We start from the raw sequence: 21106 nt of genomic DNA on the forward strand, positions 1-21106 counted from the left end.
ATAATGGATAAAGGCCTGCAGATAGAGCACGACAGCTTTGCCATCATCGACGCCAACACCGACCTCAGCCGCTTCACCAGCAACGAACAGGTCATCGCCCGCAAGCTCATCCATACCACCGGGGATCTGGAGTTTGCCCAGCTGACCAGCATCCTGCCCGGCGCTGTGGAGGCCGGTGTGGCGGCCCTGCGCCGTGGCGCGCCCATCATCTGCGATGTGGAAATGGTGCGCGTGGGCATCACCACCCGCTACCTGCAGCACTACGGTAATCCCGTGCTCTGCTTCATCAGCGAGCCGGAAGTGCTGGAGCGCGCCCGCGCCGAAAACCTGACCCGGGCCGAAACCGCCATGCTCTACGCCGCCGAACGCTACCCCGATGCCCTCTACGCCATCGGCAACGCCCCCACCGCCCTGCTGAAACTGCTGGAACTGACCGCTGCCGGCACCATGCAGCCCGCCTTTGTGGCGGGTTTGCCGGTGGGCTTTGTCAAGGCCGAGGAGTCAAAAGACCTGCTGCGACAGACCACCATCCCCCACGTCACCAACCTGGGCCCCAAGGGCGGCAGCCCCTGCGCGGCCACGGTTATCAATGGTTTACTGGTGGTGCTGGCGCAGGGGCAGTAGACCTTTCCTTACCCCACCACCACCATTTCAATTCCCAGCTCCAGGCACGCTTCCCGCTTCTCGTCAAATCCACTGCCTGCCCCACTGTTTTTGGTGACCAGGCAGTCGATGCGGTATTCCCGGCACAGGGCCAGGTTAAAGTCAGTGGAGAACGGCCCCTGCAGGGCGATGATGCGGGAGCGTTCAAAGCCGGCGGCGACGCATTTGGCGATGGAGTCCTCAAAGGGCAGGACGCGGGCGTAGCCGCGTGTTGCCAGGGGGGCAAAGTGTGGAATAGTGTTGCTGCCGGTGGTGAAGAGGATGCGCTGATGGGGGGAGCCCAGCAGGTAGGTGGCGGCTTCTGCAGCGCTTTGGCAGGTGATGATTCCCGGTTGAGCCGCCAGTTCGGCCACGGGGCGTATGCGGTCTTCGTAGGGGATGGACTGCTGTGCGGCCACGGTGCGAGCGATGGCGCTGATTTCCCGGGCGTGGGGGTGGGTGGTGTCAATAATGCGGGCGATGTCCTGCCCGGTGATGAAGTGGGCCAGGCTTTCGGCGCTGAAGCGGGTATGCAGGACGCGGCCGGGATAGCGTGCGCTGAATTCGCGCTGGCCGTAATCGGTGGCAACGCTGATGATCAGGGGCTGGTTTCCCAGCTCCGCCACGATCTGGTGGGTGGTGGAGGTTCCACCCAGCACGAGGATCATGGACGTTCCCCGTATTTGGCGGTGTAGCCGCGAGGGGTCACCAGCTTGCCGTTTTTGAGCCGGGTGCGCGTGCTGCCCACCATGACGACGGTGCTCATGTCGATGACTTCCAGGTCAAGTGCACTGAGGTGGCCGGTCCAGGTGCTTTCTCCTTCCCGGTAGCAGTGGCGCACGTATCCGCAGGCCAGGTCGCCCCTTTCTGTCATGAAGCGCTCCACGGTGTGGGCCAGCTGGGTGGTGCGTTTTTTGCTGCGGGGGTTGTAGATGGCGCACACGAAGTCGCCGCTGTTGACGGCTTCGACGCGCTTGCGGATCAGCTCCCAGGGGGTGAGCAGGTCGGACATGGAGATGATGGCCAGGTCGTCGGCCACGGGGGCGCCCAGGCGTGCTGAAGCGGCCAGGGCGGCGGTGATGCCGGGGATGACTTCGATGGCATCGGTGTTGGTGGCCAGTTCATGGACCAGGGAAGCCAGGGAGTAGAGCGAGGCGTCGCCGCCGCAGACGAGGGCGACGCGGTTCCCCTGTTCCATGGCTTCGATGGCCTTTTCCACCCGCTCTTTTTCGCCGGTCATGCCATTGCTGAAAACCTGGGCTCCGGGAGGGATCAGGTGGGAGACCTGTTCAAGGTATGGTTTGTAGCCGCAGATATAGGTGGCGCTGGCGATGGCCGCGCGGGCGGCGGGGGCCATGTAGTCGCTGGTGCCGGGGCCGGTGCCGGCCACAAAAAGTATTCCCTCAGACATGGTCGAACTCCTCCTGGACGATGGCGATGGTAACGGAATCAATGACGGTGCGGGGCAGCAGCAGCCGTGGATTGGCGGCGGCCAGCAGGGCCGAGGGCTCGGCCACACCGGGGATGCCCAGATGGCGCATGGGCCCATCGTGGGCAATAAAGTGAAACAAGGGATTCTGGTAAGCGCTTTGGGGCAGAAAGCGCAAATAGAGCCCCAGGGAACTGGCGGCGGCCAGCAGACCGGCCTCGTCCTTTTTCACCCAGGCAGAGGCCAGCAGGCGCAGCTGGTCCGGGGTTATTCCCGCCTGCTGACAGCCGGTGGTGATGGCATGGAGGATGGTTTCCTGCGGGGTGCCCCGGCGACAGCCAATGCCCAGCACATGGCGGCGGTTGGCTTCGGTGGCGGTGGTAATGACGGGGGTGGCGCCGGTGACGGATGCCACGGCGTGGGCCAGCAGATTGGCTCCCCCTTCGTGGCCGGAAGCGGTGCTGATGGCAAAGCGTCCCACCTCGTCGCAGGTGACCACGGCGGGGTCCGTGTATTTGGAGCGCAGGTGGGGGGCGATCATGCGGGTGACGATGCCCTGGGCCATGACGGCCACGATAGCACGCCGGGTGCCGTCCATGAGCCGCGCAAACTGGTCGCCGAGACTGTCATAGGGTACGGCGTGAAAGTCTGCGGCCAGCGGACGGGGCAGGTGCAGCTCAGCGCCAAGCTCGGTGGCAATCCGCTGCGCCAGCCGTGCTCCTGCTTCGGTCACGGCGATGACGGCCACTTCAGGGGCGGGTGCCATGGCTGAACTCCCGGTCGTAGAGCTTTGAATAGGCGCCAATGGCTCCCAGGGGCTTGCCGATGATGACGACGGCGTGTTTGTTGACGCCGCTGTCGGTTATCTGTGCGGCCATGTCGGTGATGGTTCCGCGTCGGATCAGCTCATCGGGCCAGCTGGCGCGGTAAACCATGGCCACGGGCGTCTGGGGGCTCCAGCCCTGGTCGAGAAACTGGCGGGCGATGTCGCCGAAGCGATCCACCGAGAGGTAGAAGCAGAAGGTGCCGCCGTGGGAAGCCAGCCGCGCCACCGCTTCGTCCTGCGGCACCGGAGTGCGACCGGCAATGCGGCTGATGACCAGTGTCTGGGACTGCTCCGGCGATGTCAGTTCGGTGCGCAGCGCAGCAGCGGCGGCAAATACCGCCGTGACGCCGGGAATGACGTTGTAGGCGATTCCCAGCTTATCCAGCTCGGCCATCTGCTCCTGAATGGCGCCGTAGATGGAAGGGTCGCCCGTGTGCAGCCGTGCCACGCTCTGCCCCTGGCTGGTGGCCGCCGCCATGACGGCGAGAATTTCCTCCAGGTTCATGGAAGCGGAGTTGTGGATATGGGCGCCGGGAAGGCAGTGCTCCAGGATTTCCGGCGCCACCAGGCTGCCGGCGTAAATGACGGTCTGACACTTCTTGATGGCATTGATCCCCTTGAGGGTGATCAGCTCGGGATCGCCGGGACCGGCACCGATGAAGTAAACGTGGGGAGTGGAAGCAGTCGTCATAGTATTCCTTATGGTTGTTTGGTGGATGCGCTTTGCTTATCCACCCTACGTATTGCTTGAGTGATTCTGTAGGGCGGATAAGTGTAGCGCATCCGCCTGTCAGTCGGTATTGTCCGTTTTCCTGATTCCCACCAGGCAGCTGAGGGATTCCTCGGGCAGAGGCGCTTCGGCGGTCACCGGAACGATGATTTCGTTCTCCAGGCTGAGGTTGGCCATCACCCACAGGGCGAAATCGGCCCGCAGCTCTGGAAAGCGTTCCAGAAGCGCGCCTGGCGTGTGAGCCGTATCGCAGAGCAGCAGAAAGCGCTGGCTGGCCATGATTGCGGCCACATCCAGCCCCTGTCGCCCGTGGGCGGAAAAGAAGCGCGCATCCTGCCAGGGTTCGGCAATGGCGGCAAAGGCGGCCTGCACAATGCTGATGCCGGGGATGACTGTAATCGACTCCCGGCCAAAAGCGTTCACCACCGCGCGACTGAGGCTATAGAAACCGGCATCGCCACTGACCAGCACGCCCACGTGCTGGCCCGGATGGTTGCGGATGAATTCGATGGTTCCACTGACCAGGGGCACCGGCTCATGGGTGGGAATCCCCAGCCCCTGGGTCAGGCGCGGTGCGCCAATGGCCAGGTCAATCTCTTTCAGAGCGCGGCGGGCACGCTCCGTCAACAGATCAGGATGGCCGGGGCCCATGGAGATGATGGTTATACGCGGTTGATTCACGGTTATCCTCTTTCAGGCTTCAGGCTTCTGAAAAACCCTCATCTGCGGCGTTGCTCGCGGTCGCTCGTCACTGCAGCGTACTCCATGTACGCCTCATTCCTCGCTCTGCGAGCGCCTTGCACCTGAGCATTTTTCAATTGCCTGCTTAATTTGAGGTGCTTCTGAAAAGGCTCGTGGTGGATGCGCTGCGCTTATCCACCCGTAATCATTCACGGTACATTGGCAATCGCGCCAGCATTCCTCCCAGAGACGCTCACTTTCATCCATGGTTCGAGTCTCTGCCGCTCGCCATCCAGGCTCGCTCTCGGAACGCTGGCGCTCATGCGGAAAATCGCAGGTTAGATGTGAATAGTTACATCCAACCTCTGCTTGAGCACTCATGTAGGGCGGATAAACGGAGTGCATCCGCCAATTGTTTCTGATAACAGTGCACCCGGCATATCAAACAGCAGCACCTCTACTCTCGCAAACCCCCAGTCCTTTTCAACCCGCTCGGCAATCCGCGTTGCCAGAGGATCAAATGCTTCAGGGTGGGCCTGACAGATCTCTTCCACCGTATTATAGGTGCCGGTCAACCCCAGCACGTGGGCCACGAAATCCTGAGCCTGGGGTGAGGCGCTGGAGTGGGTATTATAGAAGCCCATGGCCAGTTTGGCCAGTTTTCCGGGATGTCCGGCAATGGTCAGCTGCCGGACGCCCCGGTGGCGCAGGTACTCCAGGGCTTCGCCAAAGGCGTTGCTGACCAGGATAGTCTGTGCTGCGGGGCGCTGTGCCTGCAGGTGCTTCTCGCCGATCTTGCCGGGAACCAGCGTGATGGGATGGCCTTCGGCCAGCTGTACGTCGATTTCGCAGTGGATGGCTTCCACCAGGGCCTGCAGGCTCATGGGTTCCACGATTCCCGTGGTGCCGATGATGGAAATGCCCCCTTCAATGCCCAGGCGCGGGTTAAAGGTCTGGGCTGCCAGGCGTCTGCCTTCCGGCACCCGGATGGTCACGGTGGCGCCCCGGTCGGTGCCGATTTCAGCGCGCACATTGGCTTCAATCATGGCGCGGGGAACGGGGTTGATGGCCGCTTCCCCCACGGGAACCTGCAGGCCGGGCCGGGTGACCACGCCGACGCCCTCACCTCCGACGATATGGATCACCGAATCATGTTCACACAGCGCAACCTGCGCCCAGAAGGCCGCGCCATGGGTGACGTCGGGATCATCGCCCGCGTCCTTGATGACCATGGCGCCATGGGGGTGGCACTGCACCGGCAGCTCCATGGTGCTTTTGTCCGGGAGGGTGATGGATACGTGGGTGATGGGCCCATGGCCCATCTGGAAACGGGCGTGGGCCCTGGCTGCGGCGGCCGCGGCGGCTCCGCTGGTGAATCCTTTTCGCATGGGATCTGATGTTGTGATGAAGCGGGGCGGGTGTCAAGAAGTTTGACGCTGACAGAACCACAAAATACCTGGCTCCATTTCAGCCCCAATGCGCTGGGAATCCGCACATATGGCAATATCCTGGCTCGGAAAGTTTACTGAAAATTTACAGCAGGTGAAGTTTATTGGTGTTACCTTCCCGGGGTGCGCGGCTATCGCCATCCGGGAATTCTATCTTTCGAGGGGGAGCAATGAGAATAGTCTCAAAGCAGATTCTTCTTGTCCTGTGTTTTCTGATTTTTTTAATCACTGTTGGACTGGTGGGCCTTCACGGTATCAGGCAGACCCAGGATGGGCTGGAGACAATCTATCACGACCGTGTGGTGCCACTGCGCGACCTGAAACACATATCCGATCTGTATGCCTTCAATATTGTCAACGTCACCCACAAGGCCCGCAATGGCAACATCACCATGTTTACGGCCCTGCGCATGGTGCAGGAGGCTGAGCAGCAGATCGAGGAGTTCTGGTCGGAGTATCTCGCCCGCGATTTTACCGAGGCCGAGCGTGAGATCCTTCAGGAAGTCCTCCCCCTGAAGCCCATTGTCGCTGAGAGCGTGCAGAAATTAAAGGGCATCCTGCAGGAAAGCAACCAGCAGGCTTTGACCACTTTTGCCCGGCACGAGCTCTATCAGGTAATTGAACCCCTGACCAATAAGCTCTCGGAGCTGGTGGATGCGCAGCTGGATATTGCCTTTGCGGAGTACCAGAGCGCGCATGACCGCTATGGGATGAATGTTGCGATCACGATGCTGATTCTGGGTCTGGCGATTCTGGTGAGCATGCTGTCCGGGTGGCTTATCACGCGCACCATCACACTGCCCCTGAATCAGGCGGTGCAATTTGCCCACGCCGTTGCCAGCGGAGATCTCACCCGCACCATCTCCAGCCGCAAGCGCGACGAGGTGGGGATGCTGCTCAACTCACTGAACAGGATGGTTACCAGCCTGTGCGCAACCGTGGGGCAGATCAACATGGCCTCGACCGAGGTTGCAACGGCAAGCGAGCAGCTGAGCAGCGCGTCAACGCAAATGAGCACCGGCATGGCGCTGCAGACTGAGCGCACTTCGCAGATTGCGGGCGCTTCGCTGGAAATGTCTCAGACGTCGGCGAGTATTTCCAGCAATATGGCTGATATACAGGGAAAAACACTCGCGGCCTTACGCCTGGCAAAGCAGGGCGAAGAGAAAGTGAAACTGTCGGCCACCGAAATGGTCACCATCGCCAGCCACGTGGATGAAGCTACCACCTGTGCCCGTTCCCTGGAGGAAAAAGCAGGCCGGGTTCAGGAAGTTATTCGCATGATTAACGATATTGCCGATCAAACCAATCTGCTTGCCCTGAACGCGGCCATAGAGGCGGCAAGGGCCGGTGATGCCGGGCGCGGCTTCGCGGTCGTCGCCGATGAAATCCGCAAGCTCTCGGAGCGCAGCACCCTTTCCACCAGTGAAATCAGAACCATCATCATGGGCATGCAACAGGGAGTTCATCAGGTTGTCCAATCCATGACCAAGGTCAATGACAGGGCGCAGAATGGCAATTCCCTCGCCCAGGAGGTGGACAGCGCATTTACGGAAATTATTGGGGGGATGGAGAGCCTGCAGCACCTTATTGATCAAAGTGCTGCCTCTGTGGAAGAGATGGCGGTTACCGCCGAGCAGATTACCGAGGATATCCAGACAATCGCCATAACGTCTGAGCAGACGGCAAAGGGAACAGAGGAAGTTTCGCGCTCCTCAAGTCAACTGGCCGTGCTGGCCTCCGACGTACAGACCAGCGTAGCTTTCTTTGAAATCAGGCAGAATGATGAAGAAACCAGGCAGCTGGCGTTTGTACCGACTCCGCTGTCAACGGACTTCGCGCAACCTGCTGGTGGCTGCACCGAACAGGCGGGCAAACGGGCCGGATAAACGGCGGCCCGATGCAGAGGAAATGGAGTATTTTTTCTGGGATAATGAATATGGTGGAGGGAACGCCGACCTGGCGCAAAACAGTCTCAAAGCCCGCGCTCCTCGTAACTCCTTGATAATAAACGACGAAGTCATCTCACATAACCACTTCCCGACAACCGGACCAGAGAAACGATTTTCTCCCCAGATTTGTGCGCCGCTTCGCGGTCGCATCCCTTCGGGACTCGCCTGCGGCTCGCGCCCCGTTTGCTTCGCAAGCCGTGGTCCCGGCACCGGACGAGGGTAACGGGTTTACAGTCCGGCAGGATACCGAAAATAACGCTCCAACTTTCCAGTCTTATTGCCTCCCAGCGACATCGTTTCGTTGTAATTTCACCCGATCCGTGGCATGGATTGTCGGCCTTTTTTCGACTCGTTTTACCGGAGGGTCGAAACCGGGTCCTTCCTAGGGGTGCGGAAACATATGCACCGCTTAAACACTATTGAAATCATCAGGATGTGCATCCTGTGCGGTACCGTAGGTTGGGCATGAAATTCAATCTTTTGTGCCCTGCTTCGCAGTGGCATCCCTTCGGGACTCGCCTGCGGCTCGCGTTCCGTTTGCTTCGCAAGCCGTAATGTTCGTTCTTTTCACCTTTCTGGCGCATCGGTTCCTGCCGAAATACGACGTCCGGATGCAGCTGCTGATGTTCCAGATCAGGATGCTGCGCGACCGGATCGACGACCAGCGCATTGTCCCCACCCCGGAGGAGCGGGCCGAACTGCTGCGGCTGGGAAACGAGATCAACCACGACGTCGCCGATGTCATGCTGGTGGTCAAGCCGCAAATCTATCGGCGCTGGCTGAGTCCGAGGGCCAAGACCCGCACTCCGAAACCGGCCGGACGTCCCGGCACCGCCGAGGATATCGTGGCGTTGATCCTGCGCATGGCGACCGAGAACATCTCCTGGGGCTACAAACGCATCCTCGGCGAGCTCAAGAAACTTGGCATTTCCGTGGGGCTCACCACCATCCGCGACATCCTGAAGCGCTCCGATTGTCCGCCGCCTCCCGAGAAGACCAAGAGCAAACCCAACCTTCCCTGGTCGAAGTTCGTCAGCGCCCACATGGAATCGCTGGTGGCCTGCGACTTCTTCACCAAGCCGGTCTACACCCTTCGCGGCAGGTTCGACGCCTATGTGCTGGTCTTCCTGCATCTCGGCAGCCGCCGGGTCTACCTGAGCCAGCCGACCTTTCATCCCGACGAGGCCTGGGTGATGCAGCAGGCGCGGAATATGACCATGTGGCTCGATGACCACGGCATCGAGGCCAAATACCTGATTCACGACCGCGACACCAAGTTCACCAAGCAGTTCGACGCCTTCTGGAACCGAGCCGGGGTGCGCTGCATCCGTATCCCGCCGAAAGCGCCGCAGGCCAACGCCTTCTGCGAATCCTTCATCGGCACCTGCAAGCACCAGTGCCTGAACCACTTCGTCTGCTTTGGCCTTGGCCAACTGGCCCACATCAACCGCGTCTGGCTTGACTACTACCACACCCAACGGCCCCACCAGGGCACGGGCAATAACGTCATCTCCGCCGATTTCCGCCGCACATCCGCTGGTCCGGTCAAGCGAGAGGAGCGGCTCGGCGGCATTGTCGCCTGGTATGAGCGGGAAGCGGCGTAAACCACACTTCCTCGATGTAACATCCGCGCCCGTTTTCCGCAAAGTAGTATTGCTTCCGGAAAAGATTTCGGACGGCGGTTCGGTTTCCAAAAACGGAATCGAATGGAATCGCTTCCCGGTTCGACAAACCATTTGCTTTTTCCGGCACGCCAAGCATGAATGACACCGATTGCCAAAACGAACAGGGAGCACCGGGCCATGTCATGATCGAATGCCTGAAACAAATCATCCGCGAATACGAGGAACTTGAGCCGCCGGGCGAACTGCTGCCCCGGCGTATCGCCATTGGCAGTCTGCCGGGCAAGGTCTCGGTGGTCACCAGCGTCAGGGGGAGCGGCAAGACCATCTTGCTGCGCCAGCGTATCCGGCAGCTGATCGAGGGAGGGGTGCCCCGTGAGAACATCCTCTCTCTCGATCTGGCCGACGACCGGCTTTACTGGCTGCGGCATGAAAATCCGGACCTCATCCTGGAGGCGTACTTCGAGCTCCATCCGCAGAAACGCGGCAGCGAGACGGTTCACTGTTTTTTCGACGAAGTGCAGGCGCTCCCGCACTGGCAGCTCTTCATCGAGCGCCTGATGCGCACCGAAAAGTGCGAGGTCACCGTCGCCGGGTCCTTGCTGCCCGCACCGGAGGAGGAAACCGCCAGCCCTCTGACCGGACGGATCGTCTCCTGGGAGATCTTCCCGCTTTCGTTCCGGGAATTCCTCGACGGCAAGGATATCGATAGCGACGGCCCCTTATCCACCAAGCAGCGGCTGACTATCCAGAAGGCATTCGAGGACTATTGGCAGGTCGGCGGCTTCCCCGGCGTGAACCGACGCGACCAGCAGCAGCGCGTTGAAGCCCATCAGGCGAACTGGAAAACCATCCTCGCCAGCATCATCGGGCATCACAACATCTCCCACCCTCGGGCGGTGATCGATCTGGCCCACTGGCTGGTGGACAACACCGGCTTCTTCTATGCCATCAGTCACCTGACCGATTACCTGAAATCCCTCGGCCACCGGGTGCGCAAAAGCTCGGTGGTCGATTGGCTCGTCGCGTTCGAGGATGCCGGGCTGCTGTTCAGCGTGAACATCTTTTCCAACTCGCCGACCCGGATCAGCGTCAATCCCCGCAAGGTCTACTGCATCGACCACGCCCTGGCGGCCTCGGTCAGCTCCGGCATCCTCACCAACCGCAACAGCCTGCTGGAGAATCTGGTGTTCACCGCGCTGCGCCGGGTGACGCCGGAGATCTTCTACCACAGGACCAAGACAGGCCGAGAGGTGGACCTTGTCGCGCTGCTGCCTTCAGTGCCGGGGCAAGAACAAGCCATCATGCTGGTCCAGGTCTGCGCCTCGCTGGCCGATCCCCGCGTCAGGCAGAGCGAAGTGCGTTCCCTCTCCGAAGCCATGGTCGAGCTGGCGGTGGCGGAGGGGACCATCGTCACCTGGCGCACCGATGAGACCATCCCCGTGGGCTTCGGCACCATTCAGGTCGTGCCGGTCTGGCGGTTTCTGTTGGAGACAGAACCACGAATTTAAAATAGCGGCTCGGCTTATTTTAGGTTCGTGCCGTTTCCTAAAACTACGGTCTCCATCGGTTTGATCTCGTACCCCATGGCTCTATAGCCGCGCTGCCGTTTGTCCCACATGCGGTTGAGCTGGGGATGATCGGTCTCGGCATAGTCGTAGATGCGCACATCCTGTTTGTCGGCGTGTTCCCGGTGCAGGCGTCCCGCGTATTGCTGCAAGGTTCCCTTCCAGGATATCGGCATGGCCAGCACCAGGGTGTCGAGCGGCGGATGGTCAAAGCCTTCACCGATCAGGCGGCCGGTGGCGAGTAGCACCCTCGGTGCCGACTCATCCAACGCATCCAGTTCCGCGAACACAGCCGTTCGCTGCTTCTTCGACAAGCGGCCATGCAGAATGAAACAGTTCTCGACCTCATCCCCCAGCGCCTCCCGCAACAGCGACAGATGATCCGTTCGCTCGGTAAGCACCAACACCTTTCGTCCTTCGCGGTAGGCGGCCAGTACATCCCCGGCGATGCGGCGGTTGCGGGTCGCATCGTTGGCAAGGATGCGGAACACATCCTGAATCGGTGAATCCGGCGGGATCTCCGGCGCGGGCAGCACCTTCGGCCATACTTCAAGTTGCGCCGGGGCGGTTTCCGGTCTGGCGGCGCTATGTCGGATAGGCCCGCACTGCATGAAGATGATCGGCTGATGACCGTCGCGGCGTATCGGTGTGGCTGTCAGGCCCACCACGAATTTCGCCTTGGCTTGTTTGAGGATCGCTTCGAAGGAAAAGGCCGACAGGTGGTGGCATTCGTCGATGATGATCTGCCCGTACTGGTCGAGCAGTTCGCCAAGATCCTCCCGACGGGAAAGAGACTGCATGACGGCGATGTCGATCTTGCCGGACGGTTTCTTCTTGCCGCCGCCGATGACGCCCAAGCTTCCTTTCGGGAACTCAAGAAATCCGGTCAATCGTTCCTGCCACTGCCGCAGCAGTTCGGTGCGATGGACCAGCACCAGCGTGCTGACCTTACGCCGGGCGATCAGGGCTGCTGCAGTGACGGTCTTACCGAAGGCCGTCGGGGCACAGAGTACGCCGACCTCGTGTTTGAGCATCTCCCGTACCGCTGCCTTCTGGTCCTTGCGCAAGGTCCCGGTGAACTTGGCCGTCACTTTCCGTCCGGCCAGGCGTTCGTCCTGCAGCTCCGGATGGATGTCATTCTCCTGCAACAGGTCGAGTGCCGCATCGAGGCAGCCACGGGGCAGGCCGATATGCTGGGGGAAATTCTCGGCGCAGCCGATGATGCGCGGTTTGTTCCACACCGGCAGGCGCATGGCCTGGGCCTTGTAGAACTCCGAATTCTGGAAGGCTGCGAGTCGGATCAGGCGGTTGGCCAGCGGCTGGGGCAGATCGGCCTTGGCGATGAAAACCTGGTTGGCCAGCACCAAGATCAGCGATTCCGGTAGTGAACCGGTAATTCTTGCGGGCACAGGTGAAGGACGCTGCCATGGCTTATTGTCTTCTTCCCCGGCAACAAAGGCCACATCCAGGGGATGGCGGCTGCCGCTGGCCCGCAGGATGGCGTCTTCCAGGTCCCGCCGGGACATGGGGCGGATGGATGACAGAAAAGCCCACTGGTCCGAATGGGGTTGCAATTGTTCATTAACGAAGACGCTGCGCCCTGATTCCCTCGGCTGTTTCTGCAGGGGCAGCGCGATCAGATTGCCGAAGCCACCCTTGGGCATGGTGTCCTGGTTGGGAAACAGCCGATCGTAGCTGGCCAGGGATAATTGCCGGGTGCGGTCGCAGGTGTGGCTGATCAGTGCGGTCCCGAGCTGCCGGGCCTCGCGGGCCGGAACCGGCTCGGCAAAAAAGATCCAGGCGTGAGCGCCATTTCCGGAGCGGGAAATCTCCAGCGACGCCGGAATGCCGAGTTCGCGACAGGATTGCATGAAAGCTTTGGCATCCTCCCGCCAGTCGGCCTCATCGAAGTCAACCGCCAAAAAACAGCAGCTGTCGTCGCTCAGGAGTGGATAGACGCCGATGGTCTGTTTCCCTGCCAAATGGTCATAGATCACCTGATCGGTCACCGGCAGCAATTGGCGCTGGTTGCAGTCGCCGCATTTCACCCGAGGCTTGTGGCAGATGCCGGGCTTCCACTCGTTACCACAGGCTGGTGAATAGCCTGACGTGCCCTTGGCCGAGTCCCAGCGCTGCGGATAGACATCCTCCCGCCCCCGAAAAAGCCGGCGGAACAGGGCGATCTTGTCGTCGGTGGTGAACTGGGTTGGGACTGATATGAATTCAGGTGGGTCGGGGACAGGTTCAGGGATGGCAGGTTCTTCCCAGGCGATACCGTGCTGGGTCAGCAGATTTTTGAGGCGGGCGTTCTCCTCGCGCAGACGCCGTAGTTCATCGTGTTCATTCGGGCTCTTGTCACTCTTCGGCAAATCCATACTCCGCCATCAGATCGTCCATGTCATCGCCAACGCCCCAGCCCCAGTTGTGGCCTTCACTCCGGACACGTTCAAGCCGCTCGACAAAGTCTTCCTGCTCGCTTGGCTCAAGCGCCTGCTCGAACATGCGCACCAAGCGTTGCAATAGCCCGCTTCAAATCTCCCAGGGAGGAGCAACCTTAGCAATCCGGCCGGGAGGCATCGGTAAAGAGCCCAACGACACGGTTCTGGGTCAGCCTCTCAGGGCGAGGTTTTTCGGGCATGTCTATTGGCTCCTCTTTCTGAGTCTTCTTTTCACTTCGACATCAAGATCATCGCGAAAAACTTCTCTCATCGCCTGGTAATGTTGGTTAATAGCTACCTCATCCCAAGGATCTTCGTTCATCATCAAGTACTGTTTGATGCTGTCGATGGTGTTGTTCCGGTAGTATTCCTTCTTCGCCTGCGGCATGAAATTGCTCAAACGGGAGTTCTTGCTGTGGCTGATCAGGCAGAGGTTTCCGAAAGAGTTGAGTGTGTCGGCTGGCAATGTGTCATGCCCCGGAAGCGGATTCTGGGGATAGTAATGTTCCACAGAGCTGCGGAATGTGAACTCGTAAGCTTTGATGACAGGGTCAGAATCCTTGTGCTTCAACCAAAGCAAATAGTCGAGATAGTTAAACACCAGGTTGTTCTCTATTTCCCCAAATGACAACCGGCTACTTAGATTGGCCTCGGATAATACGTCTGGTTGCGATTTACATTTACCGTATCGGTCATAAATAATCTGGTAGTAGCCCGAATCGCTATGTCCCCCAAGGAACCGATCAAAAACAAAGGCCCTCGCCGCTCTTTTCAAATAGCCTAGATAGTGACCAGCGGCTAACTCTTCCCCCCTGTACAGGCTTTGATTTTTTTTGCCCTTTCTAAACAAATAGCTCAATGCGGCATTGAGCCAGTGCTTGTAAACAAGCGTCGGAGTCGATACGTGAAATGCGGCCAGGAGCATAAGAATCCGGCGGTTGATATCATCCTGGCCGTTTTCTTCCCCAAAGGTATTAACATAGTAACCTTTCTCGGAGCGCCTCTTCTGCCCGCCATCGGACCACTTGTAGCGTTTCAGGCTCCAGCCATCCGTCCCCCGGATGAACTCCCGCTTGAGAATGTAGTGGTCGTACAGGAATTTACATTTCAGCAGGGCGAACCCAAATTCCTTCACTTCATCTGGATCGTCCTTTTTGAGCAACTCCTCTTCAAATATGGCGATGAGGCGCTTGTCATCGAGAGGAATGTCCCTGCCGGTGGAGACCCGCAAAACATGCAGAAGGAAGTTCGGGAAGTTGATAACGGAATTGAACCGTTCGGAAACCTCGTCATCGCCCCCAGATGACTCCCCATCCGCCTGGCCAACATGAGAAAGAATGTCCGTGAGCGTCATGGCGACCACGTCTCCTCCCCCTACTCGGGAGCCTTTGGCGACAGCCTCCTGAACATCATCAAAATCCTGTGGCAAGAACTGGCCCCAGTCCTGACGCCCGAACAATTCATGCCGCTGCTCCGGAGCAAATCCTGCCTGGACGTACTTCTCCATATTGGCGCAGGCTTCCCAAACGCGATGAAAACAGTCCTTGCTTTTCGTTCGTTCCGTCTCGTCCGGGATTCGATTCAGCACCTCCAGAAGACGCGACTTGAGGACCTCATGCTTTTCAAGTTGCTCTCCTCGGTTATTCATGATCTCGAAGTAGTGATTCAGATCGGTATCGTGGGGTACGGTGACCCGCATGATCTGGACCTTCTCGAAGAGGTAGCCGGAAAAGGCAGCCTCCGAAACGTTATGCTCCGCCAGCTTCTGCGGCAACACTTTCTGGATGATTCGATACCCGTTGAGAATGGCGGAATTGATGTCATCCGACGGCAACGTATCGGTGTGATTAGCAAATATTGCTGAGAAGGTCCGCTGAGAATGCTCCCGGCACTCGAAGTCCAACGCCAGACGGCTATACCAGGAGACGTCGGGTTTCCCCTCATTTTTCAGGAACGATACCAGGAGAGACAGGGTTGTGAGTCGTTGCTGGCCGTCTATGGTCTCATATACGGTAGCGCCATTGGCGGTTGGCCGCTCAAAGACCACCAACGTTCCGATATAGTAATGCTGTTCTCTGTTGCTGTAGTCGATAACATCCTGAATAAGTTGGGTGATCTCCCCCTCATCCCATGCATAGTTCCGCTGGTACATCGGGATTCGGTAGAGCACATCGCCTTCGAGAAGATGTTGGACGGAGAGCTGGTCAATGTGGTTGTTCATAGTACCTCATCTCCTTGAACAGCTTCTCAATCGCCTTGGTTTTGCTGGAACGGTTCTGGGTGACAACCGGCAGGCTGTACCCCAAAAAGTCGCCGGGGTGGGTGGCATCCTTGAGCCGTTTGAAAAGGTTGTTCTCCAGGACGTAGTTGTCCATGCTGGCGAGCTGGAGAACCTGCATCTGCAGACGCAGACTGTAAGCCCAGATGAAAATTTTCTCGATTGCCCGGGAAATCTCGGCAAACCCGAACTTGTCAATGTAATAGATGAGCAGGCAGTCGAACATCACCCGGACATACCGGTCACCGGTGCGATTCCTGCCTTCGTAGGACGTGACTGCCGCAAAGACTCTTTGGGCGAATCCGTTGAGGCCTGCCCTGCCGATGCGCTTCTGCAAAGCCTTGGTATCAACGGCCCAACCGACTTCGCCAAGATAGTGATCCGTCATCTCGAAAAAGCGGCGGCCGTTGATGATGATCTGGTCGAGGTAAAAAGGGAAAGCCATCGTGTGACCATCAATCTTCCGCTCGTAACCCCCGTTGTAGTGGTCAACGAAATGGTGGGCCAGCCGGAGGTGTTCAATATAGGGGTAGTTTGAGATGGTCTCGATGTTGACGCCCTTGAAAAGGTCCGTATCCTCCTTGCCGAAGTACCTGGCGGGCTCCCCTTTGGTCCAGTTGCGGATTCGGTACAGGTATTGGGCGAAAAGTGTCGACAGCTCAGCGGTCTCGCTGTTCTCCCACTTGGCCACCGTGCCCCTCTTCAGATGGTCCTCGTGGCTGCTGAACTCACGCAGGTGGAACGCCTTGAGCAAATCATGGGGCTCAAGATCCTTGCCCCGGGCGTTCTGGGAATCGAAGAACTGGAAGGCTTCGGAGATATCGGTCAGGGTGAAGGTGACGACCTCACAGCGGTTGAGCAGGAAGTTGATCTGCTCTTCATCAAAATCCGCACGGTCGATGATGCGGGCGATCTCAAGGTAGTTAGCGTGAATGTTCACCTTGGAGATATCGCTCTCAAAGCAGGGGACGGGCATTTTGCGTTCAAGCTCATCCAGTTGCTCTTTAAGGTCGTTACGTTCCAGTCTGTCGCGGCGCAATCGGATCAAAGCATGGACCGCCAGCATCAGGGTAATGGTGCGTTGTTGGCCATCCACGATGTTCTTCTGGCGGTCATCGAGATGGAAGACTACGGTACCGAGGCGGTAGGATGTCTTGTCTCTGAAAGCGCCGATATCCGAGAAGAGCTGACCGACGTGGCGGCTGGTCCATTTGTAGGGGCGCTGATATTGGGGGATGGCAAGATTGGGGGCGGCCAGGAGCTGGCGGACAGAGATGATCCCTTTTTGAAGAGGCGTGGCCACTACGTTCATATCACCTTCTCCTTGCCGCGAATATAACCATTATTTTATTCATTATCCTCACAGATCCAGCTATTTGCTCCAGGCTGTCACACCCCTTTGACATAGTTCTGCACCCGTTTGATGTCACAAGCCATGTCACGAGTTTGTCGCAAGTTATTCATTACCATGCTGCGCCAGCCACTGGCGGCCCTTGTCGGTGAGTCTGTATTTCTGCAAGCGGCTGTTGGGCTTGTCGGGAATGGTCATCTCAATCAGGCCGTCGGCCAGGGCCGGTTTGAGGTAGCGCTCGCGGAAGGATTTGCGATCCGAAAGCCCCAGGGCAGATTGCAGTGCCTCGCGGCCCATCTCGCCCCGGATCTCCGCCAGCAGCTCGCCGACTTGGGGGGCGACTTGAGGGCTGACTTGGGGGGCAGAGATGGTCACGGTATCCAGAATCATCCGCAGCATGAAGGCGATAAAAGGAGCGGAATCGGTCTTTTGGGTGCTTTCCTGAATTGCCTGGTAGTACTCGGCCTGGTGCTCGAAGATCAGGCTTTCCACCGGGATGTCGGCGAACAGGGGATTCCAGCGAGCCAAGATCAGGCTCTGCCAAAGCCGCCCCATGCGGCCGTTGCCGTCGGCGAAGGGGTGGATGAATTCGAACTCGTAGTGAAAGACCGAACTGGCGATGAGCGGGTGGGCGTCGGTGGCGGCCAGCCAGCCGAACAGGTCACCCATCAGTTGCGGCACCCGGTCGGCGGGCGGGGCCATGTGGATCACCTGTTGGCCCGCCATCACCCCCACGCCGCCATGCCGATACAGTCCCGCTTCGTCGATCAGGCCGGACATCAAAATCCGGTGCGCCTCCAGCAGGTCCTTTTCCACACCGGGCTTCCAGGTGTCGAAGCGGTCATAGGCGGCCAGGGCGTTTTTCACCTCCTGCACCTCGCGGGGCGGGGCGATGACCCGCTTGCCCTCCAGAATCGCGGTGATCTGCGCCTCGCTCAGGGTGTTGCCTTCAATGGCCAGCGAACCGCGAATGGTGCGAATACGGTTGATACGCCGCAGCCGCAAGGCTCTCGCCTGGTCAGTGAGCACGGTCAGCCGCCCGATGGCCTCGCTGATGGCGGCGACCCGGTTCAGGATCTCGAGGGTGATGGTATAGGGTGGCTGATATTTCATGTCGCCTCCCTGGCTGCTTCTTCGATACAGGTGATCGCCTGGGTCATGCGGTTGGTGATGGTGAATGCGGGGGTAAAGGTCATGGCGCGGCTCCCTCCTTTGCAATAACATCAAACAGACCGGCCCGTTGACAACCTTTGAGGAAGGCCGATTTCAGGAAGCTACTGTCTGCCAGTGGATTCTTATCGGCCTGCCGATTCAATGTAATCAGGAAGTCTGCAGGCGAGCGTTCATCTTCCTGCCACTCATCAAGCACTTGTGTCAGCCAGTATTTTCCGGATGATTCGTCGCAGCATTTCGCCTTGTAACGCTCATCAATTCCGTAAACCTCTTTCCAGGCCTCGATCTCCTCGCGGACGGTGTCTGGGCCAAAGGTGAGTTGGATGTCGGCGGGTGTCAGGCGATCAATATCCGGGGTATTGAGGACGACAGTGATTTCGATTGGGGAGGCATCGGTCGCATAGGGATAGAAAGCCTTGCGGCGTCCGGTGGCATTGCGTGCCGGGTCTTTGCTGAGTTTGTAACTGCTATTGCAGTAATGGCAGGCCGGGGCGAGGTTGCGAAAATTGATCGAATTGAAGGGATAGATCGCCTTGGGTAGATAATGGTCATAGGCCTCGCGACCAGTGTGATAAACACCAAGCATTTCCGTGATCCCGCAAAACGGACATTTGCCGGTGGTGTTCGCCTGCATGAATGCCTGATAGTGCTCATCAATCCGGCCGATCTTTTCCCGCAGCGCCGCAAGATCGAGCAGTTGCTGGGAATAGAGCCCCTTGAAAAATGACTCCAGTTGCCCGCTCAGATCAGGATGGATGGCGGCGATATCGGCATAGCGGGCGATTTGGACTGCCGGGTCATTGGCACAGACCTTCTCGATGTCGTTGTTGGCCTGGTACCACCGATTGAGTCGGTCGATTTGCTTCGGGGTTAATGGGGCAAAGAGCTCATAGATCGCTTTGATGTCTTTGTAAAACTGCTTGCCACGCTCGGGGGCATTCGTCGCAAACCCGAAAGCTGAAAGAACTTCTCTTAGGTCTGGCTCGTTTTCAAACAGATCGAGACTGAAAGCCAATCCGATAGGCGCTTTGCACCACACCTCGAAAAAAATGAAGTCAATGAACGACTGCATCTTCTCCATGGTATGGGGGACGTAGGTATAGGCGAACAGCATCAGCCCTGTCCCTCCCCGCCATTATCCGAGCCAGCGTCGAGAATGGTCTTGATGAGCAGTACCTTTTCCACCGAGTCGCCGAGCTGGCGGTTGATCTCTGTAATGAGCTGCTCCTTGTCTTCGCCCTGTTCAAAACGCTGACGAAGACCCTCCAGCATGGCCTGGGCATGGCCGCCGATGGTCTCGCGCTTGCCGAAGGTGGCCATGGTAATCTTGTTGATGGACGCACCGAGGGTGTTGTAATTCGGATTTCTAACGCTGACCTCGCCTGTCTCCCTATCCTTTTTGAACACCAGCACCTTTTCCGGTCGGCTGTCGGAGATCAGAAACGGCGTGTGGGTGGTGACAAGCATTTCACGTTCATAACGCTTCATTGTCGATTGCTGCTGATTTCCCTCTTTTTCAGTCACTTTGAAACAATCATGCAGGCGGGTGACGAAGTTGGCGCGCCAGTCGGGGTTGAAATGGGTCTCCGGTTCGTCGAGCAGGAACAGGCTCTGGGTATTCTTGAACAGCAGGCAGAGGCCCAGGGTGTGCAGCAGCTGATGTTCGCCGTCGGAGAGGTTCTTGAGCATCACCGGCTCGGCCACGTCGGTCTTGCTGAACTTAACAAATTTAAAGCGCATGATGCGTTCATCCGAGGCAAGGGTCGGCACCGTCTCGCTCACATAGTGGCTGTCGGACTGATACAGATCGGCCTTCAATGAGTCGCTGACGGCAAAAAGGTTAAGCGTCAGCAGCACCTGAAAGGCCTGGAACAGGGCGATGGGCGAGTGGTTGACTTCGAAATCGAAGTTATCGCGGAACGCCTGCCGGGTGGCGTCGTTGACCCGGTAATCGAGATAGAGGGTGTCGCTGGCCTCGTCGAGATACCAGCAGGTGGCGCATCGCATCAGGCGCGGGATGATTTTGTCGGCGGTGTCGCCGCCGTCAAGCAGTTGCACCAGGTTGATCCGATACCGCTTGGCCTGGCTCTCGCCTTCGCTGACGCTCAGGGCCGGGTGATTTTTGACAATATCCTCGGTGGACTCCTGCTTGTTCTGATCCCGACTGCCGAAGGCCGGGATCTGGTTTTCCTCCACCTCGATGCTGCGCCGGATGATGATGCGGAACTCCCTGAGTTCCTCGATTTTCACATCATCGCGAAAGGGTGTGAGCGCATTGGCATCCTGAAACAGCAGGTTGCAGAGCAGGATCGCCTGGCTGAAGCCGCTGTCGAGGTAGACCAGCCGCGATTCCGGGCGGCCGGGATAAGGCAGCTGCTGCTTCAGCGCCTGCCCGTATTCATCGAACTGGACAAAACGCATCTTGAAAAACGGCAGGCTGAGGATTTCGTTCTCGCCGGAGGAGTAGCCCAGAATGTAATCCGGTAGCAGTTGCCGGGCCAGGGTCTGCTCCACCGCGCCTTCCTGCTCCGCATGGTTGAGCAGGAGACACTTGGGCGCTTCGCCGGGCTGTTTGACGATGCGCACATGGGCCTGGCCGTCGTGGCCTTTGGACTTCAAGGCATCCTGCGGGCGGATCAGGTATTCGATCTCGAAGCCGTCCGGGATGGCGGTTTCACTGCGGAAGCCGCCGGGGTTGGTCTCTTCCTCGAACCGGAAGCTGTCCGGCAGGTTCTCCAGATAAATGCACTCCAAGTGGTAGAAGATTGCCGCCAGCGCCTCCAGCAGGTTCGACTTGCCGCTGCCGTTGGGACCGGCGCAGACGAAGGGGGCAAAGCGCTGCTCCTCCTGCAAGTCCCAGTCGCTGCGGAAGCGGTGCTCAAAACCCGCTTGCAGGCTGCGAAAGCCCTTCGGGTTGGTGATTTTGAGGCGTAGGAGTTTCATTTTTTAACCGCGAAATACGCGAAAA

The 21106-nt window shown here is 58.7% G+C and carries 17 protein-coding genes; 4 read left to right on the forward strand and 13 right to left on the reverse strand.

Translation table 11 applies throughout. The features are described from left to right. The first annotated feature begins 3 nt into the window (after positions 1–3). Positions 4–624, forward strand: coding sequence for a precorrin-8X methylmutase (locus SELIN_RS08720; RefSeq protein WP_013506299.1), 621 nt, complete (start codon positions 4–6; stop codon positions 622–624). An 8-nt stretch (positions 625–632) separates the two neighbouring features. On the opposite strand, the gene cobK is transcribed toward SELIN_RS08720, so the two are convergent. The 6 genes from cobK to cbiD form a co-directional block, all read right to left on the reverse strand. After that, complete coding sequence (gene cobK / locus SELIN_RS08725; RefSeq protein ID WP_013506300.1) at positions 633–1310, reverse strand: precorrin-6A reductase; 678 nt, start codon at positions 1308–1310, stop codon at positions 633–635. Then, complete coding sequence (cobJ, locus tag SELIN_RS08730) at positions 1307–2053, reverse strand: precorrin-3B C(17)-methyltransferase (protein ID WP_013506301.1); 747 nt, start codon at positions 2051–2053, stop codon at positions 1307–1309. Before cobJ ends, cobK begins: the two co-directional genes overlap by 4 nt. Further along, the gene (locus SELIN_RS08735) at positions 2046–2837 is read right to left on the reverse strand and encodes a cobalamin biosynthesis protein (protein ID WP_013506302.1); all 792 of its coding nucleotides are present in this window, start codon (positions 2835–2837) and stop codon (positions 2046–2048) included. Before SELIN_RS08735 ends, cobJ begins: the two co-directional genes overlap by 8 nt. Beyond that, complete coding sequence (cobM, locus tag SELIN_RS08740) at positions 2821–3588, reverse strand: precorrin-4 C(11)-methyltransferase (protein ID WP_013506303.1); 768 nt, start codon at positions 3586–3588, stop codon at positions 2821–2823. The genes SELIN_RS08735 and cobM overlap by 17 nt, the downstream gene beginning before the upstream one ends. A gap of 99 nt (positions 3589–3687) precedes the next feature. Then, a complete protein-coding gene (gene cbiE, locus SELIN_RS14055; RefSeq protein WP_013506304.1) occupies positions 3688–4308 on the reverse strand; it encodes a precorrin-6y C5,15-methyltransferase (decarboxylating) subunit CbiE in 621 nt (206 codons plus the stop codon). 377 nt (positions 4309–4685) lie between these two features. Next, entirely contained in the window at positions 4686–5696 is a 1011-nt protein-coding gene (gene cbiD, locus SELIN_RS08750) for a cobalt-precorrin-5B (C(1))-methyltransferase CbiD (RefSeq protein WP_013506305.1), read from the reverse strand. Positions 5697–5926: 230 nt separating this feature from the next. Here cbiD and SELIN_RS08755 point away from each other — a divergent pair, with 230 nt between their 5' ends. The 3 genes from SELIN_RS08755 to SELIN_RS08765 all read left to right on the forward strand — a co-directional run bounded on the left by SELIN_RS08755 (position 5927) and on the right by SELIN_RS08765 (position 10841). Further along, positions 5927–7645 (forward strand): methyl-accepting chemotaxis protein, encoded by a 1719-nt coding sequence (locus SELIN_RS08755; RefSeq protein WP_013506306.1) that lies wholly within the window; start codon positions 5927–5929, stop codon positions 7643–7645. A gap of 617 nt (positions 7646–8262) precedes the next feature. Continuing rightward, positions 8263–9312, forward strand: a complete 1050-nt coding sequence (locus tag SELIN_RS08760) for an integrase core domain-containing protein (protein WP_013506307.1) — start codon at positions 8263–8265, stop codon at positions 9310–9312. 155 nt (positions 9313–9467) lie between these two features. Beyond that, positions 9468–10841 carry an ATP-binding protein gene (locus SELIN_RS08765; protein WP_013506308.1) on the forward strand — a complete coding sequence of 458 codons (1374 nt, stop codon included), beginning with the start codon at positions 9468–9470 and terminating at the stop codon, positions 10839–10841. 14 nt (positions 10842–10855) lie between these two features. Here the strand turns inward: SELIN_RS08765 and SELIN_RS08770 are convergent, their stop codons facing one another. From SELIN_RS08770 to SELIN_RS08795, 7 genes are all read right to left on the reverse strand, one after another. Next, positions 10856–13273: a TOTE conflict system archaeo-eukaryotic primase domain-containing protein gene (locus tag SELIN_RS08770; RefSeq protein ID WP_041726009.1), complete on the reverse strand. Its 2418-nt coding sequence runs from the start codon at positions 13271–13273 to the stop codon at positions 10856–10858. Next, complete coding sequence (locus SELIN_RS15250) at positions 13254–13418, reverse strand: hypothetical protein (RefSeq protein WP_198007075.1); 165 nt, start codon at positions 13416–13418, stop codon at positions 13254–13256. The genes SELIN_RS08770 and SELIN_RS15250 overlap by 20 nt, the downstream gene beginning before the upstream one ends. Positions 13419–13538: 120 nt before the next feature. Further along, entirely contained in the window at positions 13539–15557 is a 2019-nt protein-coding gene (locus SELIN_RS08775) for a DUF262 domain-containing protein (protein WP_013506310.1), read from the reverse strand. Then, entirely contained in the window at positions 15541–16926 is a 1386-nt protein-coding gene (locus SELIN_RS08780; protein WP_013506311.1) for a DUF262 domain-containing protein, read from the reverse strand. Before SELIN_RS08780 ends, SELIN_RS08775 begins: the two co-directional genes overlap by 17 nt. 144 nt (positions 16927–17070) lie before the next feature. Continuing rightward, positions 17071–18078 carry a Fic family protein gene (locus SELIN_RS08785; protein ID WP_013506312.1) on the reverse strand — a complete coding sequence of 336 codons (1008 nt, stop codon included), beginning with the start codon at positions 18076–18078 and terminating at the stop codon, positions 17071–17073. 79 nt (positions 18079–18157) lie between these two features. Beyond that, positions 18158–19252, reverse strand: a complete 1095-nt coding sequence (locus SELIN_RS08790; protein WP_013506313.1) for a hypothetical protein — start codon at positions 19250–19252, stop codon at positions 18158–18160. Continuing rightward, positions 19252–21081, reverse strand: coding sequence for a restriction system-associated AAA family ATPase (locus tag SELIN_RS08795; protein WP_013506314.1), 1830 nt, complete (start codon positions 21079–21081; stop codon positions 19252–19254). The genes SELIN_RS08790 and SELIN_RS08795 overlap by 1 nt, the downstream gene beginning before the upstream one ends. Positions 21082–21106 lie beyond the last annotated feature (25 nt).

The sequence above is a fragment of the Desulfurispirillum indicum S5 genome (assembly GCF_000177635.2).
In the GTDB taxonomy this organism is placed as follows: Bacteria; Chrysiogenota; Chrysiogenetes; order Chrysiogenales; family Chrysiogenaceae; genus Desulfurispirillum; species Desulfurispirillum indicum.

Excerpts from the sequence above, each read along its gene's own strand:
- SELIN_RS08720 (WP_013506299.1), top strand. The coding sequence starts at position 4 with ATGGATAAAGGCCTGCAGATAGAGCACGACAGCTTTGCCATCATCGAC.
- cobK (WP_013506300.1), bottom strand. The coding sequence starts at position 1,310 with ATGATCCTCGTGCTGGGTGGAACCTCCACCACCCACCAGATCGTGGCG.
- cobJ (WP_013506301.1), bottom strand. The coding sequence starts at position 2,053 with ATGTCTGAGGGAATACTTTTTGTGGCCGGCACCGGCCCCGGCACCAGC.
- SELIN_RS08735 (WP_013506302.1), bottom strand. The coding sequence starts at position 2,837 with ATGGCACCCGCCCCTGAAGTGGCCGTCATCGCCGTGACCGAAGCAGGA.
- cobM (WP_013506303.1), bottom strand. The coding sequence starts at position 3,588 with ATGACGACTGCTTCCACTCCCCACGTTTACTTCATCGGTGCCGGTCCC.
- cbiD (WP_013506305.1), bottom strand. The coding sequence starts at position 5,696 with ATGCGAAAAGGATTCACCAGCGGAGCCGCCGCGGCCGCCGCAGCCAGG.
- SELIN_RS08755 (WP_013506306.1), top strand. The coding sequence starts at position 5,927 with ATGAGAATAGTCTCAAAGCAGATTCTTCTTGTCCTGTGTTTTCTGATT.
- SELIN_RS08760 (WP_013506307.1), top strand. The coding sequence starts at position 8,263 with ATGTTCGTTCTTTTCACCTTTCTGGCGCATCGGTTCCTGCCGAAATAC.
- SELIN_RS08765 (WP_013506308.1), top strand. The coding sequence starts at position 9,468 with ATGAATGACACCGATTGCCAAAACGAACAGGGAGCACCGGGCCATGTC.
- SELIN_RS08770 (WP_041726009.1), bottom strand. The coding sequence starts at position 13,273 with ATGGATTTGCCGAAGAGTGACAAGAGCCCGAATGAACACGATGAACTA.
- SELIN_RS08775 (WP_013506310.1), bottom strand. The coding sequence starts at position 15,557 with ATGAACAACCACATTGACCAGCTCTCCGTCCAACATCTTCTCGAAGGC.
- SELIN_RS08780 (WP_013506311.1), bottom strand. The coding sequence starts at position 16,926 with ATGAACGTAGTGGCCACGCCTCTTCAAAAAGGGATCATCTCTGTCCGC.
- SELIN_RS08785 (WP_013506312.1), bottom strand. The coding sequence starts at position 18,078 with ATGAAATATCAGCCACCCTATACCATCACCCTCGAGATCCTGAACCGG.
- SELIN_RS08790 (WP_013506313.1), bottom strand. The coding sequence starts at position 19,252 with ATGCTGTTCGCCTATACCTACGTCCCCCATACCATGGAGAAGATGCAG.
- SELIN_RS08795 (WP_013506314.1), bottom strand. The coding sequence starts at position 21,081 with ATGAAACTCCTACGCCTCAAAATCACCAACCCGAAGGGCTTTCGCAGC.